Genomic DNA, 20066 nt, shown 5'->3' with positions numbered 1-20066 from the left:
GGGATACAATTTGATTTATTTCGATAGCGCGGCCACCTCCTGGCCGAAACCTTCTAAAGTCTGGGAAGCCATGGAGCACTGTATAAAATTCGTAGGAGCCAACCCAGGCAGGTCAGGACATCAAATGGCACTGGAGGCGGGACGCCTCGTAGATGAAGCCAGAGAACTTCTGGCCGCCCTGTTCAATATCAAGAATCCTGATCGTATTGTATTTACCATGAACGCCACGGAGGCGCTTAACCTTGCCATTAAAGGCTTGCTCAAGGAAGGCCAGCATGTAATCACCAGCTCTATGGAGCATAACTCGGTAACCAGGCCGCTCTATGTGTTACAGGGTAAAGGTGTCGAAGTCACCAAGGTTCCCTGCGCTAAAGACGGCTCGATCAGCGTCAAAGATATTGAGTCGGCTATTAAACCGAACACCGCTGCCGTAGTAATCACACACGCTTCAAACGTTACCGGGACGATAATGCCGATCGGTGAGATTGGCCAACTCACCAAGAAAAAGGGACTCTGTCTGATTGTTGACGCCGCTCAAACAGCCGGGGTTTTTGACCTGGATGTTTCATTCATGGGTATAAACCTGCTTGCTTTTCCGGGCCATAAAGGGCTGTACGGGCCTACCGGAACAGGCGGCCTTTATATCGACGAGAGGCTGGAGTTGACGCCCCTGAAAGAAGGAGGCACAGGCAGTTATTCCGAGGCGCCCGGACAACCGGAAGTATTGCCGGAGCGTTATGAAAGCGGCACGGTTAACTCGGTAGGTATTGCCGGATTGGCGGCAGGTTTAAAATTTATACGGATGGAAGGAATGGAAAGGATTAGAAAACACGAGATGGACTTAACCAAGCGCTTCCTGGAGGGAGTTTCCGGACTGAAAGGTATCACGTTGTACGGACCGGAAGAGCTTTACAACCGCGCGCCTGTCGTATCATTCAGCCTGGAGGGAAAACCGTCCGGGAAAGTGGGGTATGCGCTGGACCAGCAATATAAAATAGCCTGCCGGGCAGGCCTGCACTGTGCGCCTGATGCGCACAGGACCCTGGGTACCCTGGAGCAGAGACTGGTACGCTTCAGTTTTTCCTATTTTAACACTGAAAAAGAAGTTGACTTTGCCATTCGTTCTTTGGCCGAGATTGCTGAGATACCGCCCGGGGAGTTTAACAAGGGTGAGGATAAATCTTGCGGCTGCTGAAATTTGGGGAAAAAACCGGTATCAAAAACTCGATTCTCATCGCCTTTTACCGGAGCTAAATTACGTCCCATTTTGCACAGCGGGATCCCCAGCGGCCAATTACTTTTTCATTCTCATAAATCTCAACTATCTCGCATACATTCGAGCACCCGTTACAGTCAAAGCTTCCAGTGCGATAGGGAAGACCGGTTACAGCAAATCCTTTAAAACTGGTACTATTACCTCCCGCTGTCTTTTCCTTGGCCAACTGCGCGGCTCCGATTGCACCCATTATATTAAAGTATTCGGGTATAATCACCGGCAAACCCAAGGCTGTTTCAAAGGCCGTCTTAATCCCTACATTGGCGGCAACACCGCCCTGGAACACCACCGGAGGTAATATTTCCTTGCCTTTGGCCACATTGTTAAGGTAATTGCGAACCAGCGCGTCACACAGCCCTTTAACAATGTCCGGGAGTCCATAACCCATTTGCTGTTTATGAATCATGTCCGATTCGGCAAAAACAGTGCAGCGCCCGGCAATGCGCACAGAGGCTTGGGAATTAAGAGCAAGTTCGCCAAAACTGGTAATGGGGATGTTGAGGCGGGCAGCCTGCTGATCCAGAAAGGAACCGGTTCCTGCGGCACATACTGTGTTCATGGCAAAATCAGTAACGATGCCATTCCTCATAATAATAATTTTGGAATCCTGGCCGCCTACCTCCAGAACTGTCTGGACATCCGGCACAAGCATGGAAGAAGCGACGGCATGGGCGGTAATCTCATTTTTTATAACATCGGCGCCCACCATAACTCCTGCCAGGTAGCGACCGCTGCCGGTCGTACCTGCGCCGGCTATCTCAATGTCCGGCGGCACTGCCGCCGCCGCTTCTTTAAGACCTTCCTGGATAACCTCTATAGGTCTGCCCATGGTACGAAGGTAAAGGCCGGTTAGGACATCTCCGGCCTCGCTCATTACAACAATATTTATACTGACTGACCCGACATCAATGCCTAAATATGCTTTCATGACAAATCCTTTCTGTAACTATTTAACCGGTTAAACAATTTCTTCTCGCCGGCAAGAGTTTTTTCCTTCTCATCAGGTCGGTAAATGCCTCCAACCGGGTAGACATGCCTGCTTTCCCGGTCTGCTCGTCCAGGAAAAAAGTAAGTACGGGAATATCATAATCCCTGCTGACCCTGGGCAGGATGGTGCGGGCGACAATTTCCGGGATGCAGGTAAAGGGGGCCAGCTGGATCATGCCATCAAACCCGCGCTTGGCGCAAAGAATGGTGTTGCCGATTGAATCGCGGCCATGTCCTCCTACCAGTTCAGGGAGATAGGGGGCGGCGGCTTCTTTGACAGTCATTCCTTCAGTTGTTTCATTCCAGGTGTTATCCCGGGTCCACCCTGTAAGGAACATGGACCTTTCTACTTCAACCCCCAGATTGCCGAGTGTTTCTTCAATCTCCAGGTTGCTGGCAGGCTCCAGTAATACGTAGATTTCCCCAACAATACCGACCTTCAGTACCATACGTTGGGGATCCTGCGGGATATTTTTCAAGGCTTCCAGAGCAGCCGCTTCAGCTTCAATAATGTGCGGCGTGGTGTAAGCCTGGTCAATCCACTCAAGCGCCTTGCGGTAGACCCTGGAGGTGTTGTCGCTGGTTAGTTCGCGCGGTCTGGTCACATGGCTCATTTTTTCTACGTTGTCCAAAGCCTGTAGTTTGCGCCAGGCTCGCTTTATGTGGGAAATAATGCCTCTTATGGAAACACGCGCTTTGTTAAGCGCCAATACGTTTCTGATGAAGTTTAGAGGGTAATGGCGGGGGGGCTCGAATACGATCATTTTTATATCATGACCAATGTCTTTCAGGATCTTGTGATGAAGCATGGCGTATTCCCCTGCCCGGCAAGGGCCCACACCGCCTGTCGTGACAATGGTATCGGCGCCCATTTCAATACATTCCAGGTAAGTTCCCATTAAGATTTTTAGTGGAAAACAGGCAAATTCGGGTGAATACCGTACGCCAAGATCGAGCGTGCGCTTGCTGGGACGGGGGGGGGGCACCACTTCGTTACCGAGGTCCTCCAGGAGCATTTTAAATGTTCGCCACGATTCACCCATTCTTGGAAAAGTCACTTTCGACAAGCAAGCGCCTCCTTCCTACGTCTGACCATATCAACGAATGCCTCCAGGCGGGTGGTCATGCCTGCTTCTCCTGTTTGTTCATCAATCATCAGGGTCATAAAAGGAATATCACTGTGTTTTTTGGCTTCCATTTCGATTAATTTATTCAACAGGGAGTCAGGACCGCAACCGAAGGCTGTTAAGTGCAGGACCCCGTCAATTTTGTTCTGGTTAAAAAGAAAGTGGGCCGCCTTGAGCGCCCTGTCACTGAAGGTCCAGAAAAGTCGTTTTGGCAGGTTGCAGTTTTTTTGAAGGGCCAGTAAGGCCGGGTGAATATTTTCGGCCGTGATGACTCTAACCCCATACTTCCTTAGCTTATCAATCAAATTCACGCTAATGAAACTGTCGTAAATAGCATAGGGATAACCAAGTACGGCAAACTTCAAACTGGGCTTGACAGAACCGTCAAAATCCGCCCCCCCGGTCTGGTTCTCCAGGAAATCCATGGCCTGAACGGGGCTCCATCCTTTTCTCAAAAGTCTGTTATAGCGGTGCAAAACCCCCACGGCTTTCAAATATGCAAGGAGTACCGATAATATTGGCGCTCCCAGGCGCTTACCGATTGCAAGGTAAGCTTTTACAACCGCAAAGCGGCCTTGTCTTGTATCCATGCGGACATCGATAATAGGCGGTACATTCTCAATAGAATACCGGATCATATCGGGCAGGCCAAGAAATTTGGGACAGTAAACTGTTCTCCGGTTCAGGCAGACCACCCTTGGGATGTAAAGGTAATCGACCTTGTCTTTAATATCCATAACATGGCCGTAGAATAGTTTAACAGGTACACAGGCGTCAGCCAGCGCCTCACGAGTCCCTTGATCCAAAATACTTTTGGTGGTCCTGCCGGATGTTACTACCTGGACGCCGAGTTCATTGAAAAAGGTCCGCCACATAGGGTAGTAAAGATAATATAAAAGAGCCCCCGGAATGCCAACCTTAATAGTCACACCGGTCATAGCCTCCTTAGTTGATATTGAGTTCTTATTACTATACTGGCTGCAGGGACAGGTTATGCCCCTTCCTTTTTTCGTTTAAAATTCTATATTTCTAGGGAAATTCCTCCAGCAATAATCAACAAAAAAAGAGCCTGACAACGAAAAAGGCCGCCTCTGCCGGACGGCCCTTTGGTTTTTCTTTACTGTATTTTAACCCGGTGCATTTTCTTTTGACCTCTTTCAGTCTTAGGCATCCGGATCTCCAACAGTCCGTTGTGATAGTTGGCCAGGGTTTCTTCGGGTTTTACCTCCGCCGGCAAGGGCAGCATCCTGCTAAAAGTACCATAGTATCTCTCGGAGTGGAAGATGTTATCTTCGTCAACTTCTTTAAATCTTTTCAACTCGCCTTTTAAACTCAGTGTGTCAGGAGTTACCGCGACTTCAATATCATCCTTGGACTCAATACCAGGTAGTTCAGCTGTTGCAACAACCTCCCGATCGGTCTGGTAAAGGTCAACTCTCGGTCCAAACTGTTCGGTAGCAGTCATAAGGCCCCGTTTTAAAAAATTGTGATCGAAAATTTTATTCATCTGGTTACGCAAATTGCTGATTTCCCCAAAAGGATCCCAACGTACTATACTCATTTTTTCACCCCCGGATGAAATGTTTTAAATTAATATTTTGCAAATTGCTTATATTTATACCTGCATGAATGCGGGCGTACGCCATATTAGATATTTTGATATGGAAGAACTCTTTACGGCTTATATTGGCAGGCACGGCAGGATAATGATATCGGTTAGGCGAATAAGTAGGAGCAAAACAATTGTGTACTGGAGTGATTATGATCAGCGATCTTACCGAAAAAGTCCTTCGCTCGAATATAATATACCGTGGTAGAATTCTCAACCTCAGGGTTGATACGGTAGAATTACCCGACGGCCGTACGGCAAAAAGGGAGATTGTGGAACACACGGGGGCCGTGATCATCGTCCCGGTAAAACAGGATGGTGAGCTGCTTCTGGTAAGACAATACAGATCCGCTACCGGCAGGACCGCCCTGGAACTACCGGCTGGGAATATCGAACCGGGAGAAGAATTGGAGTCAGCAGCCCTGCGGGAACTACAAGAGGAAACAGGTTACAAAGCTAAAGAGTTAGTCAGGTTGTGCAGCTTTTTCAGTACTCCCGGTTTCTCTGATGAGGAATTGCACCTATTCTTTGCATCAGGCTTGACCCTTCTAAACCAAAACCTTGATGACGACGAATTTGTTGAGGTGTTAACGGTACCCTGGGAAAATGCAATTCAGATGATCTGGTCGGGTGAAATCTGTGATGCCGCGTCAGTGGCCGGTATTCTGGCCGTGGACAGCTATATGAAAAACCGGCTGTGAGCCAAAATGCTCCGCCGGTTTTATTGTCAAACTAGCTAAAAATCATTCTTCGAATGATCTTATTCAAAAACAAATTCCTTGCCGGACAAGCGGGCAGTACGGCAGTAACCGGCATGCTGTCCGGTAAGGTCGGGAGTGAACCTCTTGCCCGCAATGCTCAATACCGTTGGAGACAGCCGTATGGCCACCACCTTGGCGGAGCTGTTTCCATCAATACCTGCATGGATTACCCCCCGGCAGTTCCCCAACACCAGCACGTTGCCGCCTGCCATCACCTCTGCGCCAGGGTGGATATCGCCCAGTACAACAACATGTCCCGCATAAACGATACGCTGTCCCGAACGCAGTGAACGCCTGACCATGAGCGCGGCTTCACCATCACCAACCGGCGAAGGAATTGCGCTCTGGCTCTGGTACTGCCGGGCCGCTTTAGAGCGTGTCACAACACTGCCGTCAGGGTTGGGGACCATTCCGTATTGCCGGCAGATATCCTCAAGCTCATCCTTTTGGCTGGTGGGGATTTTCTGGTGAATGTCAGCTATGGAAAACTTGGCGCCGCTAAAAAACCCCCTGGCCGACTCCATCTTTGAGCGCAGTGTATTTTTGATATCTTCAAATTCTCGGCTTGGGTCAAGGACAATTACCAAGCCGTTCCTTGTTCCTTTAAAACTAACCATTTGACTGCCCAAAGGTAACCGCCTCTTTCCACAATTTTCTCAATACCTTGTTTTAATTCGATTTTACTTGACTTAATCCTTTAAAATTCAGAAATATTATCAATAAAAAAATCGCACCCTGCATAAAAAGATCACTTTTGCGGCAATCTCAATTTAAGTGCACTTAATTGTCCCTTGTGCCCGGCAAAACAAATAGATCAATAGCGCTACATAACTGGTAGTAACTGGTTCACAATTGATTTTGCGGCTGACTATAATGTTTAGTGTCAATTTAAGCTTATTTTGCGGGAGGTACTAAAATGTCCGAATGGAGGAAGGACCCCATCGTTGACCGGTGGGTTGTCATCGCCACAGAACGCTCCAAACGCCCTTCCAACTACAAAGAGATCAGGGATGAAAAGAGTTCCAGCGAATGTCCTTTATGCGAAGGCCACGAAAAAGAGACCCCTCCGGAAATAATCGCTTATCGCGAACAGGGAACCGGCAGGGACACTCCCGGCTGGTGGATGCGGGTAGTGCCAAACAAGTTTCCCGCAGTTGACATCGAGGGCCAACCCTACCTGCAGGAACGCGGTGTTTACCAGTTCATGCGCGGGGTGGGCGCGCATGAGGTTATCGTTGAGTCAACCAAACATGAGCCAGGGCTTGATACGCAATCAGTGAAACAGGTGGAGGAGGTCGTCTGGGGCTGGCGTGATCGATCCCTGGATCTTCGCAAAGACCAAAGGTTGAAATATATTCAAATATTTAAAAACACCGGCCACACGGCCGGCGCTTCACTGGAACACACCCATTCGCAGCTGATTGCGACACCTCAGATACCGAGCGAGGTCAATGCGGAAATAACCGGGATGAATGAATACCATAACCGACATGACAGATGCGCCCTGTGCGATATTATCGCGCAGGAGTTGAGGGAAGGGGAAAGACTGGTTGCTGAGAACCGGCATTTTGTCTGCTTTGCGCCTTTTGCTTCACGTTTTCCCTTTGAAACCTGGATTGTCCCTACTGAACACCAGTCCGATTTCGGGCAGATCAGAGCACAACAGGTGCAGGACCTGGCGGCTATGCTGAGGTCTGTTGTTCGCAAAATGACCTTGATGATTAAGAACATACCCTATAACATAGTGCTGCACACATCACCCGTTAACGTACAGGATGACCATGGAAATTATCACTGGCATCTGGAAATACTGCCCCGCCTGACTACTATAGCCGGTTTTGAACTGGGTACGGGATATTATATCAACCCCACCCCACCTGAGATAGCTGCCCAGGCCTTGCGAGAAATACAGGAGTTCTATCCTTTACAAAAAGAATCTGAATTGGAGGTACCCCGGTATGTTTGATCGTCCCTTAAAAATCCTGTTAGTATCCTCAGAAGTTGTCCCGTTCGCTAAAACAGGCGGACTTGCCGATGTAGCCGGTTCGCTGCCTAAGGCACTTGCTTTGGTTGGAAATGACAATGCCGGCAATGACGTCAGAGTCGTTATGCCCCGTTACCGCCAAATTGAAGGCGCTGCCTACCGTCTTGATTTTCCCGTGCACTTTAAGAACCGCTATGAAACCGCCATCATTAAAGAAAGCTCTATTGAATCTCACTACCAGGGCGCACATAAAACAATTCCCGTGTATATGGTTGAAAACTATCATTACTTTTATCGTGATAGAATGTATATGTTCGATGATGAGGCGGAGCGGTTTGCTTTCTTCTGCCGGGCTGTCCTGGAAATGCTCCCCAAGTTGGAATGGCAGCCTGATATCATCCACTGCAATGATTGGCAAAGCGGGCCGATACCACTTCTTTTAAAAACCCACTATCGCCAGGATCCTTTCTACAACCGGATAGCTACGGTTTTCACCATTCACAATCTGCAATACCAGGGTAATTTTTCGAAAGATACCTTAAAACTGCTGAACTTAGGGGAGGAATATTTTCACCCGGACCTCCTTGAGTTCTTTGGCAGCGTTAGCTATATGAAGGCCGGCATTCTGTATGCGGATATCATCAACACCGTAAGCCGCACTTATGCGGCAGAAATTCAGCGACCCGATCTGGGTGAAAGAATGGACGGGCTGCTCCGTAAGCGCTCTGCCGACTTGTTTGGCATTGTTAACGGGATTAACTACCATGAGTTTAATCCGCGGACAGATCCACGGATCCATCGCAATTTTGATCAGTTCAGCGTTTCTAATAAAAAAGAAAATAAGTTTGCGCTCCAGAAGGAGATGGGGCTGCCGGAGAGGGATATCCCGGTAATTGGCTTAATTACGAGGCTGGTTGACCAAAAGGGACTGGACCTGATCAGCGAGATAATAGACCGGCTCATGCAGGAAGATATCCAGATTGTTGTTTTAGGAAGCGGAGAACCACATTATGAACAGCTATTTGAAAATATTAAAAGCCGCTATCCTGAGAAAATAGGCTTATATATTGGATTTAACGCTATACTGGCGCAGCGGATTTACGCGGGTTCGGACATGTTCCTGATGCCGTCCAGGTTTGAACCTTGCGGGCTGGGTCAATTGATCAGCCTTCGTTATGGAACCATACCAATAGTACGCTTTACCGGTGGTTTGGCCGATACGGTTAACGATTACAATCCCGCCACCGGTTCCGGAAACGGCTTCGGCTTCTCTGAGTATGCAGGTATGGCCCTGCTTCACTCTATAAAAAAGGCCTTACAGCTGTACCGGGAGCAACCGGAACAATGGCAGTATCTGGTTAAAAATGCTATGGAACTGGACTTTTCCTGGGCCCGCTCGGGGGTGGAATACCTCCAGCTTTATCAGGAGGCCATAACACGGCATCTGGACATGCAAAGAATTGCTTAAAAACCAAAAATGCCCTTCCCAACGGGAGGGCATTTATTGTTTTTTCGGTCTAGATAAGGCAAAATTTATATAGTAGTGGGTAATCATGCCGCTCACCTGTCTCAAGAATATTGCTCGAAAAGGCTTGACTTGCGGGCTTGGGGTTTTCCGGAGCAAGCGGAGCACCTGGGTGCGTTCCTTAGCGCGTGCATTGCATGCATCAAAGCTTAAATAGCGCGTAGCTACCGGATGGCAGTCTGTAGATGCGGTCGGTATAACGCTCATGTTGCACAAATGGAGAATTGCGAAGAGAGCGGAGGATAACCCCAAGCCCACTACCCCAAAGGCTTTTCGAAAACCAGTGAATAATGACCTTTACCATTGCGATACACTCAAATTTATATTGGCTGCAAAACTATTTTCACATTTAATTCGCACCCACAGTTTTTTAAAGGCATCCAGAGTATTATTTTTAAAGCAGGGCTAATGGCTAATTATATTGAAATAAGAATTAATATGCTTTGAAGACTATCACTGTATTGAAGAAAGCATGGTAGGGGGGAAGCGGTAACCGCCGGGCCGGTTACCCTAATAATGCAAACATTAAACGTTACCGCCGCAATCATTGAACGAGGCAGTGAGATACTAATATCCCAACGTTTAAAAGGTGCCCACAGGGGTCTTAAGTGGGAGTTCCCCGGCGGCAAGATTGAGCCTGGCGAAAGCCCGGAGGAATGCCTGAGGAGGGAAATCAAGGAGGAGCTAGACCTTGATATCCGGGTTGGGGATCGCTTGATGATTGTAGAACACCAGTACAAAGAACTAAGGGTGATTTTACACTTACCGGTGCAGTTATCAGGGAGGAGAGGCAAAGACAAAGGATTGCCATGACTTCAGATGGGTGGGCGCCGGGGATTTAAAAAGCTTCCATTTCGCCGAAGCGGATCAACCGGTGGTAAGTTATTTAACAGCGCAAGCAGGATCTGGTTAATGGCGTCACGCACTATTCATCAGTTGCCCGGTTAATCTACATCATATCATGTGGTTTTACGGCGGCAGCCGAACTAAAGTTGACTGCAGTGCTGAAAACACACACCAGGCTTTTACTTGTCACCTAAAAGAACGAACAAAAAGGAGTTAGGTTTCCTTCTGCAGTAAAAGCAATCTCTTCCGGCGCTCCTAGAACCTGAATGAAAGGCAGGTGTTCAATCTCCTGGAGGACCTTTACAGAAACAAGCATCTCGGACAGGCGCAGGGTGTTATAGATACGGGCTATCTTTAACTCAGCGCCAGCCCTCACGCCAAGGCTCCTGATCGCTGCTGCAATCGCGTCCCGGTCATTGGGCAGGCTCATGGGGATCATGGCCCGCTGGACGAAGGTACTGGTAAGAGCATTGAGATTTACAACCCGGCGATCCAGACTGGCCACCAGGCGCTCTGTCGTGAAGTCAGCCAATCCTATACCATAAGCGTTGCCGTGCGCTTCCCGCGCTATGTCCAGGACTACGATTCTTTTAAAACGTGGGATTTGCGGCTCTGTTGAACCCTGGATCCTTAACCGGCCGATGACATTTGTATCCATTCCTGTGCCGCTGATGTTTTTACCTATTTGATCAACAACTAGGACATCCAGGTCAGCCGTCGGAAGACCCGGCAAAAACTGTCTGGCTTCCTCCAGCAGGCTCTTTTCGCCATGCAAAAAATCTTCCGGTTGCAGGGCAACCAGCTTGCGCGTCTGTTCGTAGGAGTCTTCCAGCACGGCCAGTCCCAGTACCACCGGAACATTATTCAATACTACCAGACCACCCTCTGCCACCGCTCTGGACAGGAGTCCCGGCTCGCAGCCATGCAGGGAAGCGGCCCCCGCCGGCCCGCCCAGACCTACGGCCAGCATTTTCAGTAGACCGCTTTCGTGGTCTCCATGAAATGAGGTATGAGGCTTGATACGGTTAACAACAACAATAGCGTCACATTGCAGCGCACTTTTGTTAATGAATACATCCCCGTAAAAGGCCCTGCCGACAACCAGCGAATAGATTGTGCAATCCAGGGGAGCTCCCAACCTGTCTTCCGATATGCCGAGTGAATTAAGCAACGCTAATTGTCCTTCCGGGACGCCGCCGCCATGGCTGCCCATGGCGGCAAGTATAATCGGCCTTCCACCCAGAGATTTTACCAGATCAACAACTTGCCGCAGGATTAAGGCAATATTTCTGATCCCCCTGCTGCCGGCAGTGATACCCACCAGCGCGCCCGGCCTGATTTTAGACGCAAAGCCCGCGTCAACCAGCGTCTTTCTTACTTCTGCTGCAGGATCACAGCCAGCGGCAGGCTCGGCAAGGTCTGCCTGATTCTAACCATCTTCGGGAAAATCATCTCTATTTTATCCGCCCGTCTTCATCCTTGTTCTCTGTGCCAAAGGAAACACCCTGTACATTTACGTTGACTTCCAGGACTCTTAAACCGGTCATGCTTTCCACGGCGTTTTTTACTTTTGTTTGAATCTGGCAGGCCACATCTTTGATAGGGGCGCCGTATTCAACAATAACAAAAATATCTATAGTTGCTTCTTGCTCGCCAACTTCTGCTTTAACTCCCCTGGACAGGTTTTTGCGTCCCAGTTTCTCGGCAAGTCCACCGGCTATTCCCCCGGTCATTCCGCTTACACCCTGGATCTCCATGGCGGCCATGCCTGCAATGATTTTGACCACTTCATCGGATATCTTAACGGAACCGCTATCATTACCCTTTATAATAAGCTGGTTGATTTGGTCTTCCAACCTTTTCACCTCCCAATATTTTCAAGTTCAATTATATCATTCACATTAAATCTATGTCCATAAAAAGACTCTTAAAAGTTCAGGCAGAAAAAGGAAAGGGCATAATCGGGGAGAATATTCAGTAAAAGAATCCTTAGGAGGAGGTATAGCCGTGTCACTTTACCGTACCATGTTATTTGTACCCGCGGACAACCTGCGCAAGGCGGGCAAGGCGCTGATGTTAAACGCCGATGGGGTTGTGCTCGACCTGGAGGATGCCGTGGCGATCAGCGAAAAGGCCCATGCCAGGCAGTCGCTTAAAGAAGCCCTTACATTACCCCGCCGGGGGGATGTATTCATCCGGGTTAACAGCGCCCAAACTGATTTTATCCTGGCCGACCTCCAGGCATCGGTGGTTCAAGGTATAAAAGGCGTTGTGTTGGCAAAATCCGAGTCCGCCGAGGAAATCCGTCAAATTGATTGGCTGATGAGATTGTTTGAAAAGGAAAGAGGACTCCCGCCAGGCGCCTTGGAAATAATACCTTTTATCGAAAGCGCTAACGCGATTATGAACGCCTATGCCATTGCCGCCGCCTCCCCGCGTGTCAGCAGGATGTTCCTGGGAGGAGTCGACTATGTCCAGGATATCGGAACCAGCTTTTCCAAAGCCGGTTCAGAACTCTTTTACGCCCGTTCACAGCTTGTCGTGGCTTCCCGCGCGGCGGGCATAGAAGCTCCCATTGATACGGTTTATCCGGATTTTAAGGATATTGAAGGTCTGGTGGCGGACGCCAAATTAGTGCGCCAGATGGGCTTCCAAGGCAAACTTGCCATCCACCCTGGACAAATCGCGCCTTTAAACGAAGTATTCGCCCCCACGGCGGAGGAAATTGCCTGGGCCAAAAAGATTGTAGTTGTTTTTGACGAGTCCGAAGCCAAGGGACAGGCTATTTTACAGGTGGACGGGAAAATGATTGAATACCCTATCGCCAACCGTGCCCGCAGAATCCTCCAACTGGCTGAACTGCTGGCAAATAAGCGCGAGTAAACGAATATAGTTTGGTATTTCAGGTAGTCTCTGGGTAAAATATCCTTGTCCGTTGCGTTTATCACAAGAGTTTGGCAAAAGTAAGAAGACTCACAAGGAGGAGGCCCTTATGCTGAAAAGCAAGGTGTTGCTGCCCAGTGACGGTTCGATCACTGCGGCAAAGGCTGCAGCCTACGCTGCGCGATTGATGAAACTCAACCCGGATATGAAGCTTGATGTCCTGGTTGTTCTTCCGGAAAAGGAAGGTCTTAACAATCAAACGAAGGATATGTTTGAGACTATTGACGGGACTATTGAGGCCAAAGGTAAGGATATTTTGGACAATACGGTCCGGATATTCACCAGTGAGGGCCAGAATGTACAGGGTTACATCGAAAAAGGTGACCCCGCCGCAGTCATTATCGCATTTGCTGAGCGGGGCGCCTATGATCATATTATCATGGGCAGTCGCGGGGTAAGCGAACTCCGCGGTACAGCCATCGGCAGTGTGAGTCATAAAGTTATTCACGAGGCCAATTGCCGGGTTACGTTAGTCAAGTAATTCCCTTAGTCCGAAATCTTCCTTATATAGACAGCAATAAAAGGAAGGATCGCAAAAAATTCTTTTTTGCCAAACTCAATCAACCAGACCATCGGCTTTTTCATCCTGGACCAGGAAGGGCTCGCCGTTAACAGTTCTTCACGAAGTTCGAGGAGGTGTTGGCGTGCTTCCTGCAATACAGCAGGGTCTTGTATGCCAGATAAAATTTCAGCTATGGTGCGGTCCAGGGGCGAGACTTCCTCTGAATTTAACAACGCATCTAAATCATTAAAAAGCCTTGAACCATCCGGATGGCTTTCTTCAGCCGGGTTACCGGCATTTGAACGCTGGCGGTTTTCCAGTTCCCGGATCAGGTTTTCCAGGTAGTCCTTTTTGCAGTTGAGAATTTCTATAAAGTCCTCACGTCTCTGGTGCTCTGAATAGGACTCGAAAACAGAAAAACAACCTCCCCGGCCGGCCTGTTCGAACCCATGGCGCTGGGAGGATTCATTTCCATATATGCGATCAATAATTTTAGCGGTGAAGTCCTCCCAGAATGTGTATTCAAACCCGTAGGGCGCCTTGGTGATAACATGCGCAATATCTTTTATTTGCATTTCAATTAGTTGCCTTGCCGCTTCCAGGTCTTCTATCAGCACTTTTACTCCCTCCCTTCCCGGCCACAGGCAGTTGAAGCAGTTACTTTGCGCTTGAAGAACTGAACAAAAAAATTATATCATGATCATATCGCAGGAAAAAGGGGATAGAGTAAAAGATAGTTCCCCGGCGCTGCCGGGGAACTCTTAAAATACCTTTTCACATCGCTGCTGGGCTTCTTGTAACAGCACTCCTGTTTTTTGACATAGCTCCATTAAATGTGGTTTTTCGCTATGGCTTTGCTCAGGAAGCTTCTCCAGAACTTTTCCCATTTCCATCATACAGTCCTGGGCATTTCTGATACAGTGTTGGATTTCAGCCTTAACACCGGTATCTACCAATTTTAAAAACACCTCCTTTTAACGCTAACTGAAGTGTTCCTAAACTGGTGATTTTTATACCTGCTGTGCAAATTCTAGATGAGGTGATTAGTATGGCGACTAAGCTGCTTAACTACTGTCCTAAATGCGGCTCCACCGAACTGGTTGTTGAGATCGAGCCGGGACAGCATAATTTATTATGCCGCAGCTGCCACTTGTACTGCGAAATTATTATTTTTGACGAGGGCAACAATTAAGCTTGCCCGTCATCAATCGTTTCCGTTTCAATGGCTCACCTCCAGGATATACCTGCCCCTGACCTTAACCTTTATTTTATCTCCTACTTTAATTCCGTCGCCTGTTTTTAAGCTGGCTTGCCCATAATATACATCTGACCATCCGGTCCTTATGGAGAGAACACAGTGCGTAGAAAGACGCTTATATTCAATACATACTCCCTCAAACTCAACAGCCGGGTTGTGCAGGTGAAACCGGATATACCGGATTCCTGCGACTGTGACCGTGGCCAAAAGGAGTAGCATCCCATATGTTCTGATTTGGTTTGAGTTAATAAACTCACCAACTACAGATAAAATTAGCCCTAAAATCACTATGATTCCCGCTAATTTTTCCAACATCCCGACTCCTCCCGTCATACACTGTGGTAATACCTACAATTGGTATTCTTCAATTAATGGAAAATTCCTCGTTTTATCACCAGGACACATTATTGTTAATTACATTCATCACTAGATAAGCTAATTTGCATTCAGTATTATTTACCTGTATAATAGTTTTGCATCTTTAGGAAAAGGAAGGTTTTTATTGCATTTTGAAATCCTATATCATTAAAACCTTCGGCTGCCAGATGAACGAGCACGATTCAGAAATTCTGGCCGGTATGCTTGAGGCAAAGGGGTACCGTCCAACTGAAGATACCGGTACAGCTGATCTGGTCCTCTTGAATACATGCTGTATCCGGGCAACAGCTGAGAACAAAGTCTTTTCTTATCTGGGCCGGTTAAAGAGCCGAAAGCGTTCGAATCCAGCCATGATTATCGGAGTTTGCGGCTGTATGCCGCAGCAGGAAGGTATGGGTGCCAGGCTGCGGCAGCTTTTTCCCTATGTGGATATGATTTTTGGAACCCATAATGTACAACAGCTGCCTATTTTTATTGACCGGATTTTAGCTGAAAGAAAACCCGTTCTGGAAATCTTGACTGAACCGGATGAAATCATGGAAGGCCTTCCCGCTGCCAGAAAGGAAGGACTGCGGGCCTGGGTCACCATTACGCATGGTTGCGACAACTATTGCACCTACTGTATCGTACCCTACGTCAGGGGCAGGGAAAGGAGTCGCGAGCCGGATGATATAATCAAGGAAATGCTCGGTCTGGCAGGGGACGGATTTAAAGAAATAGTTTTGCTGGGCCAAAATGTTAACTCCTATGGCAAAGATTTTAAAAAACCGCTCGATTTTGCGGGCTTACTGAAAAAGCTGGACGGTGTGAGCGGTATTGAACGGATCCGGTATATGACCTCCCACCCCCGTGACTTCAACGAGGAGCTGATTCGCACAATAGCGCGGCTAGGCAAGGTATGCGAGCACTTTCACCTGCCGGTCCAGTCGGGCAGCAGCCGCATCCTGGAAAAAATGCACAGAGGCTATAACAGAGAGCATTACTTGCGCTTAGTTGAAAAAATCAGGCAATATATCCCTGCGGCAACGATAACCACAGATATCATGGTCGGGTTTCCGGGTGAAGACGACGGCGATTTCCGGGCTACCATGGACCTGATCAGGGAGGTCCGCTTTGACAGCTCCTATACTTTTGTATATAACGCCAGGCCCGGCACACCTGCGGCCGGAATGACGGAACAGGTGCCGGATGAAATAAAAAAGCAGCGCATTCAGGATTTAATTAAGCTGCAAAACACCATCAGCATGGAAAAAAATGAGGAGGAGGAGGGTTCACAGCAGGAGGTCCTGGTCGAAGGAGAAAGCAACATCGGCCCAGGTCTTTTGTACGGCAAGTCCAGGGGCAATAAAACTGTTGTTTTTGCTGGGGACAAAACGTTAACGGGCTCTACTGCGCATGTAACGATTACCAGGGCGCACCTGGCTTACCTGGAGGGTTTATTAATAAAACAATGAAAGGATAAAAAGTTTCTAGCAGTTAAAACCGATGATGCGTCGCAACAACACGCGGGCGAGGAGGTCAGGGCAACTAGAGTGGTTGGCTGGAACCCCTTTCGGTTGTACGCCAGGTACTTAACCAGATTCGCCAGGTTGACCAAACGGTTCCTATGGCTAAGCAGTTGAATTCTGTGACACTGCCTCCTGTTTAATCGGCAGGGGAAAAATCTGAAAGAAAATATTTATTTTAGGTTTAAGAAACGAGGTGAAAACATGTCGGAAGCTATCCTGAACAAGGCCAGGGAACTGGGCCTTGAACTATCCAATTCGAAGGAATTCCAAAACGTAAGGGAAGCGGAAATGAGAATGATGCAGAATCCTGAGGCCCAAAGCATCCTCCAGGAATTCTATAGTTTGCAGCATGCCTTGCAGAGTATGCAGGCCCAGGGACTGCCCCTTTCAGAGTCCCAGCAGATAGAATTTGCGGATTGTCAGAAAAGAATGTTTAACAATCCCTACATCAATAATTTTTTTCAGGCCCAGGAGAAATTTGAAACAATTCTTGATCAGGTTAATAAAATTATCAGCGACTTTATCGGTATTGGTGGGGGATGTGGTTCTGAAGACGAGTGTCACCCCGGCCACGACTGCGGGTGTGGCTGCAGTTAACTTTTCTTTAATGTAATTTCTATGATGGTGTTATTAATATTTTGTGTATATATTTGACCCTGTTTGGACTTGATTTAGCCCATACCGGGTTTTTCTTTTGGTTTAGAATACCATATGTTATAATGAACACCAGGAGGTGTTCCGGTGAATTTCACACCAATGATTAAGCAGTATCTTGAAATAAAGCAGCAGTACCCGGATACTATCCTTTTTTTTAGATTGGGCGATTTTTATGAAATGTTTTTTGACGACGCCCGCCTGGCTTCACGTGAGCTTGAGATCGCTCTGACCGGCAGGGATGGCGGGGGAAGCGAACGAGTACCCATGTGCGGCTTTCCCTATCATGCGGCGGACGGTTATATAGCCAGACTCCTGGCCAAAAGGTATCGGGTAGCGATTTGCGAGCAGGTGGAAGACCCCGCTTCTGCCAAAGGAATCGTCAGGCGGGAAGTAACCAGGGTAATCACCCCGGGCACTGTCATGGAAGGTCATCTCCTGGAAGAAAAGCAAAACAACTACCTTGTGAGCATTGCCATGGATGGAAGCAACTACAGCTTTGCCATGACCGATATCTCCACAGGTGTTTTTATGGTCAGCGCCTTTGCCGGTGAAAAAGGGAGGATAAGGCTCACTGAGGAACTGGCCCGGTTGCTGCCGGCTGAGGTTCTTCTCCCGCTCTCTCAGGCAGAACGTCTCAGTGAAGACCTGGCGCTAGCCGGTTCAGTAACAGTCAGCGCTTACCTGGACGAGGCTTACGACCGTTTACAGGCTCTGCGTGAACTTGAAGACCAGTTTGGACGGGACTGCCCGGGAAATATCAAAGACCCGGGCTTTGAGTTGATCATTCCAGCCGCCGGGGCCCTTCTCAAATACCTCCGGGATACGCAAAAAAGAGATCTGTCCCATATCAGGCAGCTAAACTATTACCATCCCGGCAGATTTATGCTCTTAGACGCTTCAACCAGGCGCAACCTGGAGCTGACCAGATCTCTGTCAGACGGCTCCCGCCGCAATACCCTGCTGGCCGTTTTAGACTATACGGTAACGGCAATGGGCGGGCGGCTGATTAGAAATTGGCTCGAACAGCCCCTGCTTGAAAAAGATGAAATTGTGCTGCGGCTGGACGCAGTGGATGAGCTCTTGCAGCAGATGTTGATGCGCAACGATCTGAAGGATCTGCTAAAGGGCATCTATGATCTGGAACGGCTGGCCGGCAGGATTTCCTTCGGAACCATCAATGCCCGTGACATGATTGCTTTGAAAAAATCACTGGGTTGCCTCCCGGACTTGCAGGGGCTTTTGAGGCAGTACAAGGCGACACTTTTACAGGACACGGGTCGTGACATCGACCCCATGGAAGACCTCCGCGAACTGCTGGAGGGGGCCATCAATGATAACCCGCCTTTGTCGCTCAGGGACGGCGGCATTATCAAAACAGGCTTTCATGCTGAAGTCGACCGGCTGAGGCTGGTCAGACAGGAAGGAAGATCTATGCTGGCCGGCCTGGAAGAACAGGAACGCGCCCGCACCGGAATAAAATCCCTTAAGGTGGGCTTTAACAAGGTATTTGGCTATTATATTGAGGTTACCAGGGCCAACCTGGAGCAGGTCCCGCAGGATTACCAGCGCAAACAGACCCTGGCCAATGCAGAGCGCTTTATCACCCCGGAACTCAAGGAATATGAGGACCTGGTTTTGGGCGCCGAGGATCGCCTGATGCAGTTGGAATATCAAATTTTCTGCGAGATCCGGGACCAGTTCACCGGCGCCATCCAACGGCTACAAGCGACAGCTGCAGCGATCGCCAGAGCCGACGCGCTCTATTCGCTGGCCGAGGCGGCAGCGGTGGGCCGGTATGTGCGACCGGGAATTGACGGGGATGGGGAACTGATCATCAAGGACGGGAGGCACCCTGTCCTGGAACAAGTACTGAGAGAGAAGTTTGTCCCCAATGATACCATCATGGATAATCAAAAAAGCCGCCTGGTCATGATTACAGGACCTAATATGGCCGGTAAAAGCACCTATATGCGCCAGGTAGCCTTAATCATCATGATGGCGCAATCAGGCAGCTTCGTACCGGCAGCGTCAGCCCAAATCCCGCTGGTGGACCGGATTTTCACCAGGGTGGGAGCCGCTGACGACCTGGCCACAGGACAAAGCACTTTTATGATGGAAATGAACGAATGCCGGGCTATTGTACAGGGCGCTACGAAAAGGAGCCTCATCATTATGGACGAGGTTGGGCGCGGCACCAGCACTTACGACGGGATCAGCATCGCCCGAGCGCTGGTTGAGTACATCCATACCAGAATAGGCGCCAAGACCCTGTTTTCAACCCATTATCACGAATTGACCGACCTTGACCAGATCGAAGGAATCATAAATTACAACGTAGCGGTAAAGGAAGACGGAGAGAACATTGTTTTTTTACGCAAGGTAGTGGCGGGTAAATCAGACCGCAGTTATGGCATCCACGTTGCCAGGCTGGCCGGATTGCCTGACGAAATTGTAAAACGGGCAACTGATGTATTGCGGGGACTTGAAACAGGCGAAGGCGCTGTAGAGGCAGCAGCCTGCAGGGAGAGTCACCGTAAGAATGAGGCAGTGACGCTTAATGAACGCGAACAAGCTCTTTTACAAAAACTCAGACGCCTGGATGTCCTCAGTATGACGCCACTGGAGGCGCTTAACCAACTATACCACTTACAGCAGGAACTCAAACAGATTTTTAAGTGAGCTGCATTATGGTAGAAGGTGGGATA

21 protein-coding genes are annotated in these 20066 nt (G+C 48.8%); 11 read left to right on the top strand and 10 right to left on the bottom strand.

What is annotated here, in order from left to right; all coding sequences use genetic code 11:
- The first annotated feature begins 10 nt into the window (after nt 1-10).
- Nucleotides 11-1195 carry an aminotransferase class V-fold PLP-dependent enzyme gene (locus Psfp_RS09590; RefSeq protein WP_134218319.1) on the top strand — a complete coding sequence of 395 codons (1185 nt, stop codon included), beginning with the start codon at nt 11-13 and terminating at the stop codon, nt 1193-1195.
- A 55-nt stretch (nt 1196-1250) separates the two neighbouring features.
- Here the strand turns inward: Psfp_RS09590 and Psfp_RS09585 are convergent, their stop codons facing one another.
- From Psfp_RS09585 to Psfp_RS09570, 4 genes are all read right to left on the bottom strand, one after another.
- Nucleotides 1251-2204 carry an acyl-CoA dehydratase activase gene (locus Psfp_RS09585; RefSeq protein ID WP_134218318.1) on the bottom strand — a complete coding sequence of 318 codons (954 nt, stop codon included), beginning with the start codon at nt 2202-2204 and terminating at the stop codon, nt 1251-1253.
- Between the two features lie 22 nt (nt 2205-2226).
- Complete coding sequence (locus Psfp_RS09580) at nt 2227-3330, bottom strand: CoA protein activase (RefSeq protein WP_134218317.1); 1104 nt, start codon at nt 3328-3330, stop codon at nt 2227-2229.
- Nucleotides 3318-4328: an acyl-CoA dehydratase activase-related protein gene (locus Psfp_RS09575; RefSeq protein WP_243120566.1), complete on the bottom strand. Its 1011-nt coding sequence runs from the start codon at nt 4326-4328 to the stop codon at nt 3318-3320. Before Psfp_RS09575 ends, Psfp_RS09580 begins: the two co-directional genes overlap by 13 nt.
- Nucleotides 4329-4507: 179 nt before the next feature.
- Entirely contained in the window at nt 4508-4951 is a 444-nt protein-coding gene (locus tag Psfp_RS09570; RefSeq protein ID WP_134218315.1) for an Hsp20/alpha crystallin family protein, read from the bottom strand.
- Between the two features lie 182 nt (nt 4952-5133).
- On the opposite strand from Psfp_RS09570, the gene Psfp_RS09565 reads away from it, so the two are divergent.
- Entirely contained in the window at nt 5134-5700 is a 567-nt protein-coding gene (locus Psfp_RS09565) for an NUDIX hydrolase (RefSeq protein WP_243120565.1), read from the top strand.
- Between the two features lie 59 nt (nt 5701-5759).
- On the opposite strand, the gene minC is transcribed toward Psfp_RS09565, so the two are convergent.
- Nucleotides 5760-6389, bottom strand: coding sequence for a septum site-determining protein MinC (gene minC, locus Psfp_RS09560; protein WP_134218314.1), 630 nt, complete (start codon nt 6387-6389; stop codon nt 5760-5762).
- A gap of 287 nt (nt 6390-6676) precedes the next feature.
- Here minC and galT point away from each other — a divergent pair, with 287 nt between their 5' ends.
- From galT to Psfp_RS09545, 3 genes are all read left to right on the top strand, one after another.
- Nucleotides 6677-7726, top strand: a complete 1050-nt coding sequence (gene galT, locus Psfp_RS09555; protein WP_134218313.1) for a galactose-1-phosphate uridylyltransferase — start codon at nt 6677-6679, stop codon at nt 7724-7726.
- Nucleotides 7719-9212: a glycogen synthase GlgA gene (gene glgA, locus Psfp_RS09550; RefSeq protein WP_134218312.1), complete on the top strand. Its 1494-nt coding sequence runs from the start codon at nt 7719-7721 to the stop codon at nt 9210-9212. The genes galT and glgA overlap by 8 nt, the downstream gene beginning before the upstream one ends.
- A gap of 573 nt (nt 9213-9785) precedes the next feature.
- A complete protein-coding gene (locus tag Psfp_RS09545) occupies nt 9786-10082 on the top strand; it encodes a (deoxy)nucleoside triphosphate pyrophosphohydrolase (RefSeq protein WP_205079531.1) in 297 nt (98 codons plus the stop codon).
- A 223-nt stretch (nt 10083-10305) separates the two neighbouring features.
- Here Psfp_RS09545 and Psfp_RS09540 read toward each other — a convergent pair whose 3' ends face one another.
- Together Psfp_RS09540 and Psfp_RS09535 are read right to left on the bottom strand one after the other, a co-directional pair.
- Nucleotides 10306-11436 carry a DUF362 domain-containing protein gene (locus tag Psfp_RS09540; protein WP_243120564.1) on the bottom strand — a complete coding sequence of 377 codons (1131 nt, stop codon included), beginning with the start codon at nt 11434-11436 and terminating at the stop codon, nt 10306-10308.
- 133 nt (nt 11437-11569) lie between these two features.
- Nucleotides 11570-11971, bottom strand: a complete 402-nt coding sequence (locus tag Psfp_RS09535; RefSeq protein WP_134218311.1) for an Asp23/Gls24 family envelope stress response protein — start codon at nt 11969-11971, stop codon at nt 11570-11572.
- A 151-nt stretch (nt 11972-12122) separates the two neighbouring features.
- Here Psfp_RS09535 and Psfp_RS09530 point away from each other — a divergent pair, with 151 nt between their 5' ends.
- Together Psfp_RS09530 and Psfp_RS09525 are read left to right on the top strand one after the other, a co-directional pair.
- A complete protein-coding gene (locus tag Psfp_RS09530; RefSeq protein ID WP_134218310.1) occupies nt 12123-12998 on the top strand; it encodes a CoA ester lyase in 876 nt (291 codons plus the stop codon).
- A 109-nt stretch (nt 12999-13107) separates the two neighbouring features.
- Nucleotides 13108-13539, top strand: a complete 432-nt coding sequence (locus Psfp_RS09525; protein WP_134218309.1) for a universal stress protein — start codon at nt 13108-13110, stop codon at nt 13537-13539.
- A 5-nt stretch (nt 13540-13544) separates the two neighbouring features.
- Here the strand turns inward: Psfp_RS09525 and Psfp_RS09520 are convergent, their stop codons facing one another.
- Nucleotides 13545-14177 carry a hypothetical protein gene (locus tag Psfp_RS09520; protein WP_134218308.1) on the bottom strand — a complete coding sequence of 211 codons (633 nt, stop codon included), beginning with the start codon at nt 14175-14177 and terminating at the stop codon, nt 13545-13547.
- Nucleotides 14178-14321: 144 nt separating this feature from the next.
- Nucleotides 14322-14516 carry a hypothetical protein gene (locus Psfp_RS09515; protein ID WP_134218307.1) on the bottom strand — a complete coding sequence of 65 codons (195 nt, stop codon included), beginning with the start codon at nt 14514-14516 and terminating at the stop codon, nt 14322-14324.
- A 92-nt stretch (nt 14517-14608) separates the two neighbouring features.
- Here Psfp_RS09515 and Psfp_RS21600 point away from each other — a divergent pair, with 92 nt between their 5' ends.
- Entirely contained in the window at nt 14609-14752 is a 144-nt protein-coding gene (locus tag Psfp_RS21600; protein ID WP_190238964.1) for a hypothetical protein, read from the top strand.
- A 27-nt stretch (nt 14753-14779) separates the two neighbouring features.
- On the opposite strand, the gene Psfp_RS09510 is transcribed toward Psfp_RS21600, so the two are convergent.
- Complete coding sequence (locus Psfp_RS09510; RefSeq protein WP_134218306.1) at nt 14780-15133, bottom strand: hypothetical protein; 354 nt, start codon at nt 15131-15133, stop codon at nt 14780-14782.
- Nucleotides 15134-15327: 194 nt separating this feature from the next.
- On the opposite strand from Psfp_RS09510, the gene miaB reads away from it, so the two are divergent.
- The 3 genes from miaB (at nt 15328) to mutS (ending at nt 20040) form a co-directional block, all read left to right on the top strand.
- Complete coding sequence (gene miaB / locus Psfp_RS09505) at nt 15328-16650, top strand: tRNA (N6-isopentenyl adenosine(37)-C2)-methylthiotransferase MiaB (protein WP_134218305.1); 1323 nt, start codon at nt 15328-15330, stop codon at nt 16648-16650.
- A 255-nt stretch (nt 16651-16905) separates the two neighbouring features.
- Nucleotides 16906-17301, top strand: a complete 396-nt coding sequence (locus Psfp_RS09500; RefSeq protein ID WP_134218304.1) for a YlbF family regulator — start codon at nt 16906-16908, stop codon at nt 17299-17301.
- A gap of 159 nt (nt 17302-17460) precedes the next feature.
- A complete protein-coding gene (mutS, locus tag Psfp_RS09495) occupies nt 17461-20040 on the top strand; it encodes a DNA mismatch repair protein MutS (protein ID WP_134218338.1) in 2580 nt (859 codons plus the stop codon).
- The last annotated feature ends 26 nt before the right edge of the window (nt 20041-20066 follow it).

Source organism: Pelotomaculum sp. FP, from assembly GCF_004369245.1.
GTDB classification, from domain to species: Bacteria; Bacillota; Desulfotomaculia; order Desulfotomaculales; family Pelotomaculaceae; genus Pelotomaculum_C; species Pelotomaculum_C schinkii.
This window is presented reverse-complemented; position numbering and strand designations above follow the sequence as displayed.

Excerpts from the sequence above, each read along its gene's own strand:
- Psfp_RS09585 (WP_134218318.1), bottom strand. The coding sequence starts at position 2,204 with ATGAAAGCATATTTAGGCATTGATGTCGGGTCAGTCAGTATAAATATT.
- Psfp_RS09575 (WP_243120566.1), bottom strand. The coding sequence starts at position 4,328 with ATGACCGGTGTGACTATTAAGGTTGGCATTCCGGGGGCTCTTTTATAT.
- Psfp_RS09570 (WP_134218315.1), bottom strand. The coding sequence starts at position 4,951 with ATGAGTATAGTACGTTGGGATCCTTTTGGGGAAATCAGCAATTTGCGT.
- galT (WP_134218313.1), top strand. The coding sequence starts at position 6,677 with ATGTCCGAATGGAGGAAGGACCCCATCGTTGACCGGTGGGTTGTCATC.
- glgA (WP_134218312.1), top strand. The coding sequence starts at position 7,719 with ATGTTTGATCGTCCCTTAAAAATCCTGTTAGTATCCTCAGAAGTTGTC.
- Psfp_RS09545 (WP_205079531.1), top strand. The coding sequence starts at position 9,786 with ATGCAAACATTAAACGTTACCGCCGCAATCATTGAACGAGGCAGTGAG.
- Psfp_RS09525 (WP_134218309.1), top strand. The coding sequence starts at position 13,108 with ATGCTGAAAAGCAAGGTGTTGCTGCCCAGTGACGGTTCGATCACTGCG.
- Psfp_RS21600 (WP_190238964.1), top strand. The coding sequence starts at position 14,609 with ATGGCGACTAAGCTGCTTAACTACTGTCCTAAATGCGGCTCCACCGAA.
- Psfp_RS09510 (WP_134218306.1), bottom strand. The coding sequence starts at position 15,133 with ATGTTGGAAAAATTAGCGGGAATCATAGTGATTTTAGGGCTAATTTTA.
- Psfp_RS09500 (WP_134218304.1), top strand. The coding sequence starts at position 16,906 with ATGTCGGAAGCTATCCTGAACAAGGCCAGGGAACTGGGCCTTGAACTA.
- mutS (WP_134218338.1), top strand. The coding sequence starts at position 17,461 with ATGATTAAGCAGTATCTTGAAATAAAGCAGCAGTACCCGGATACTATC.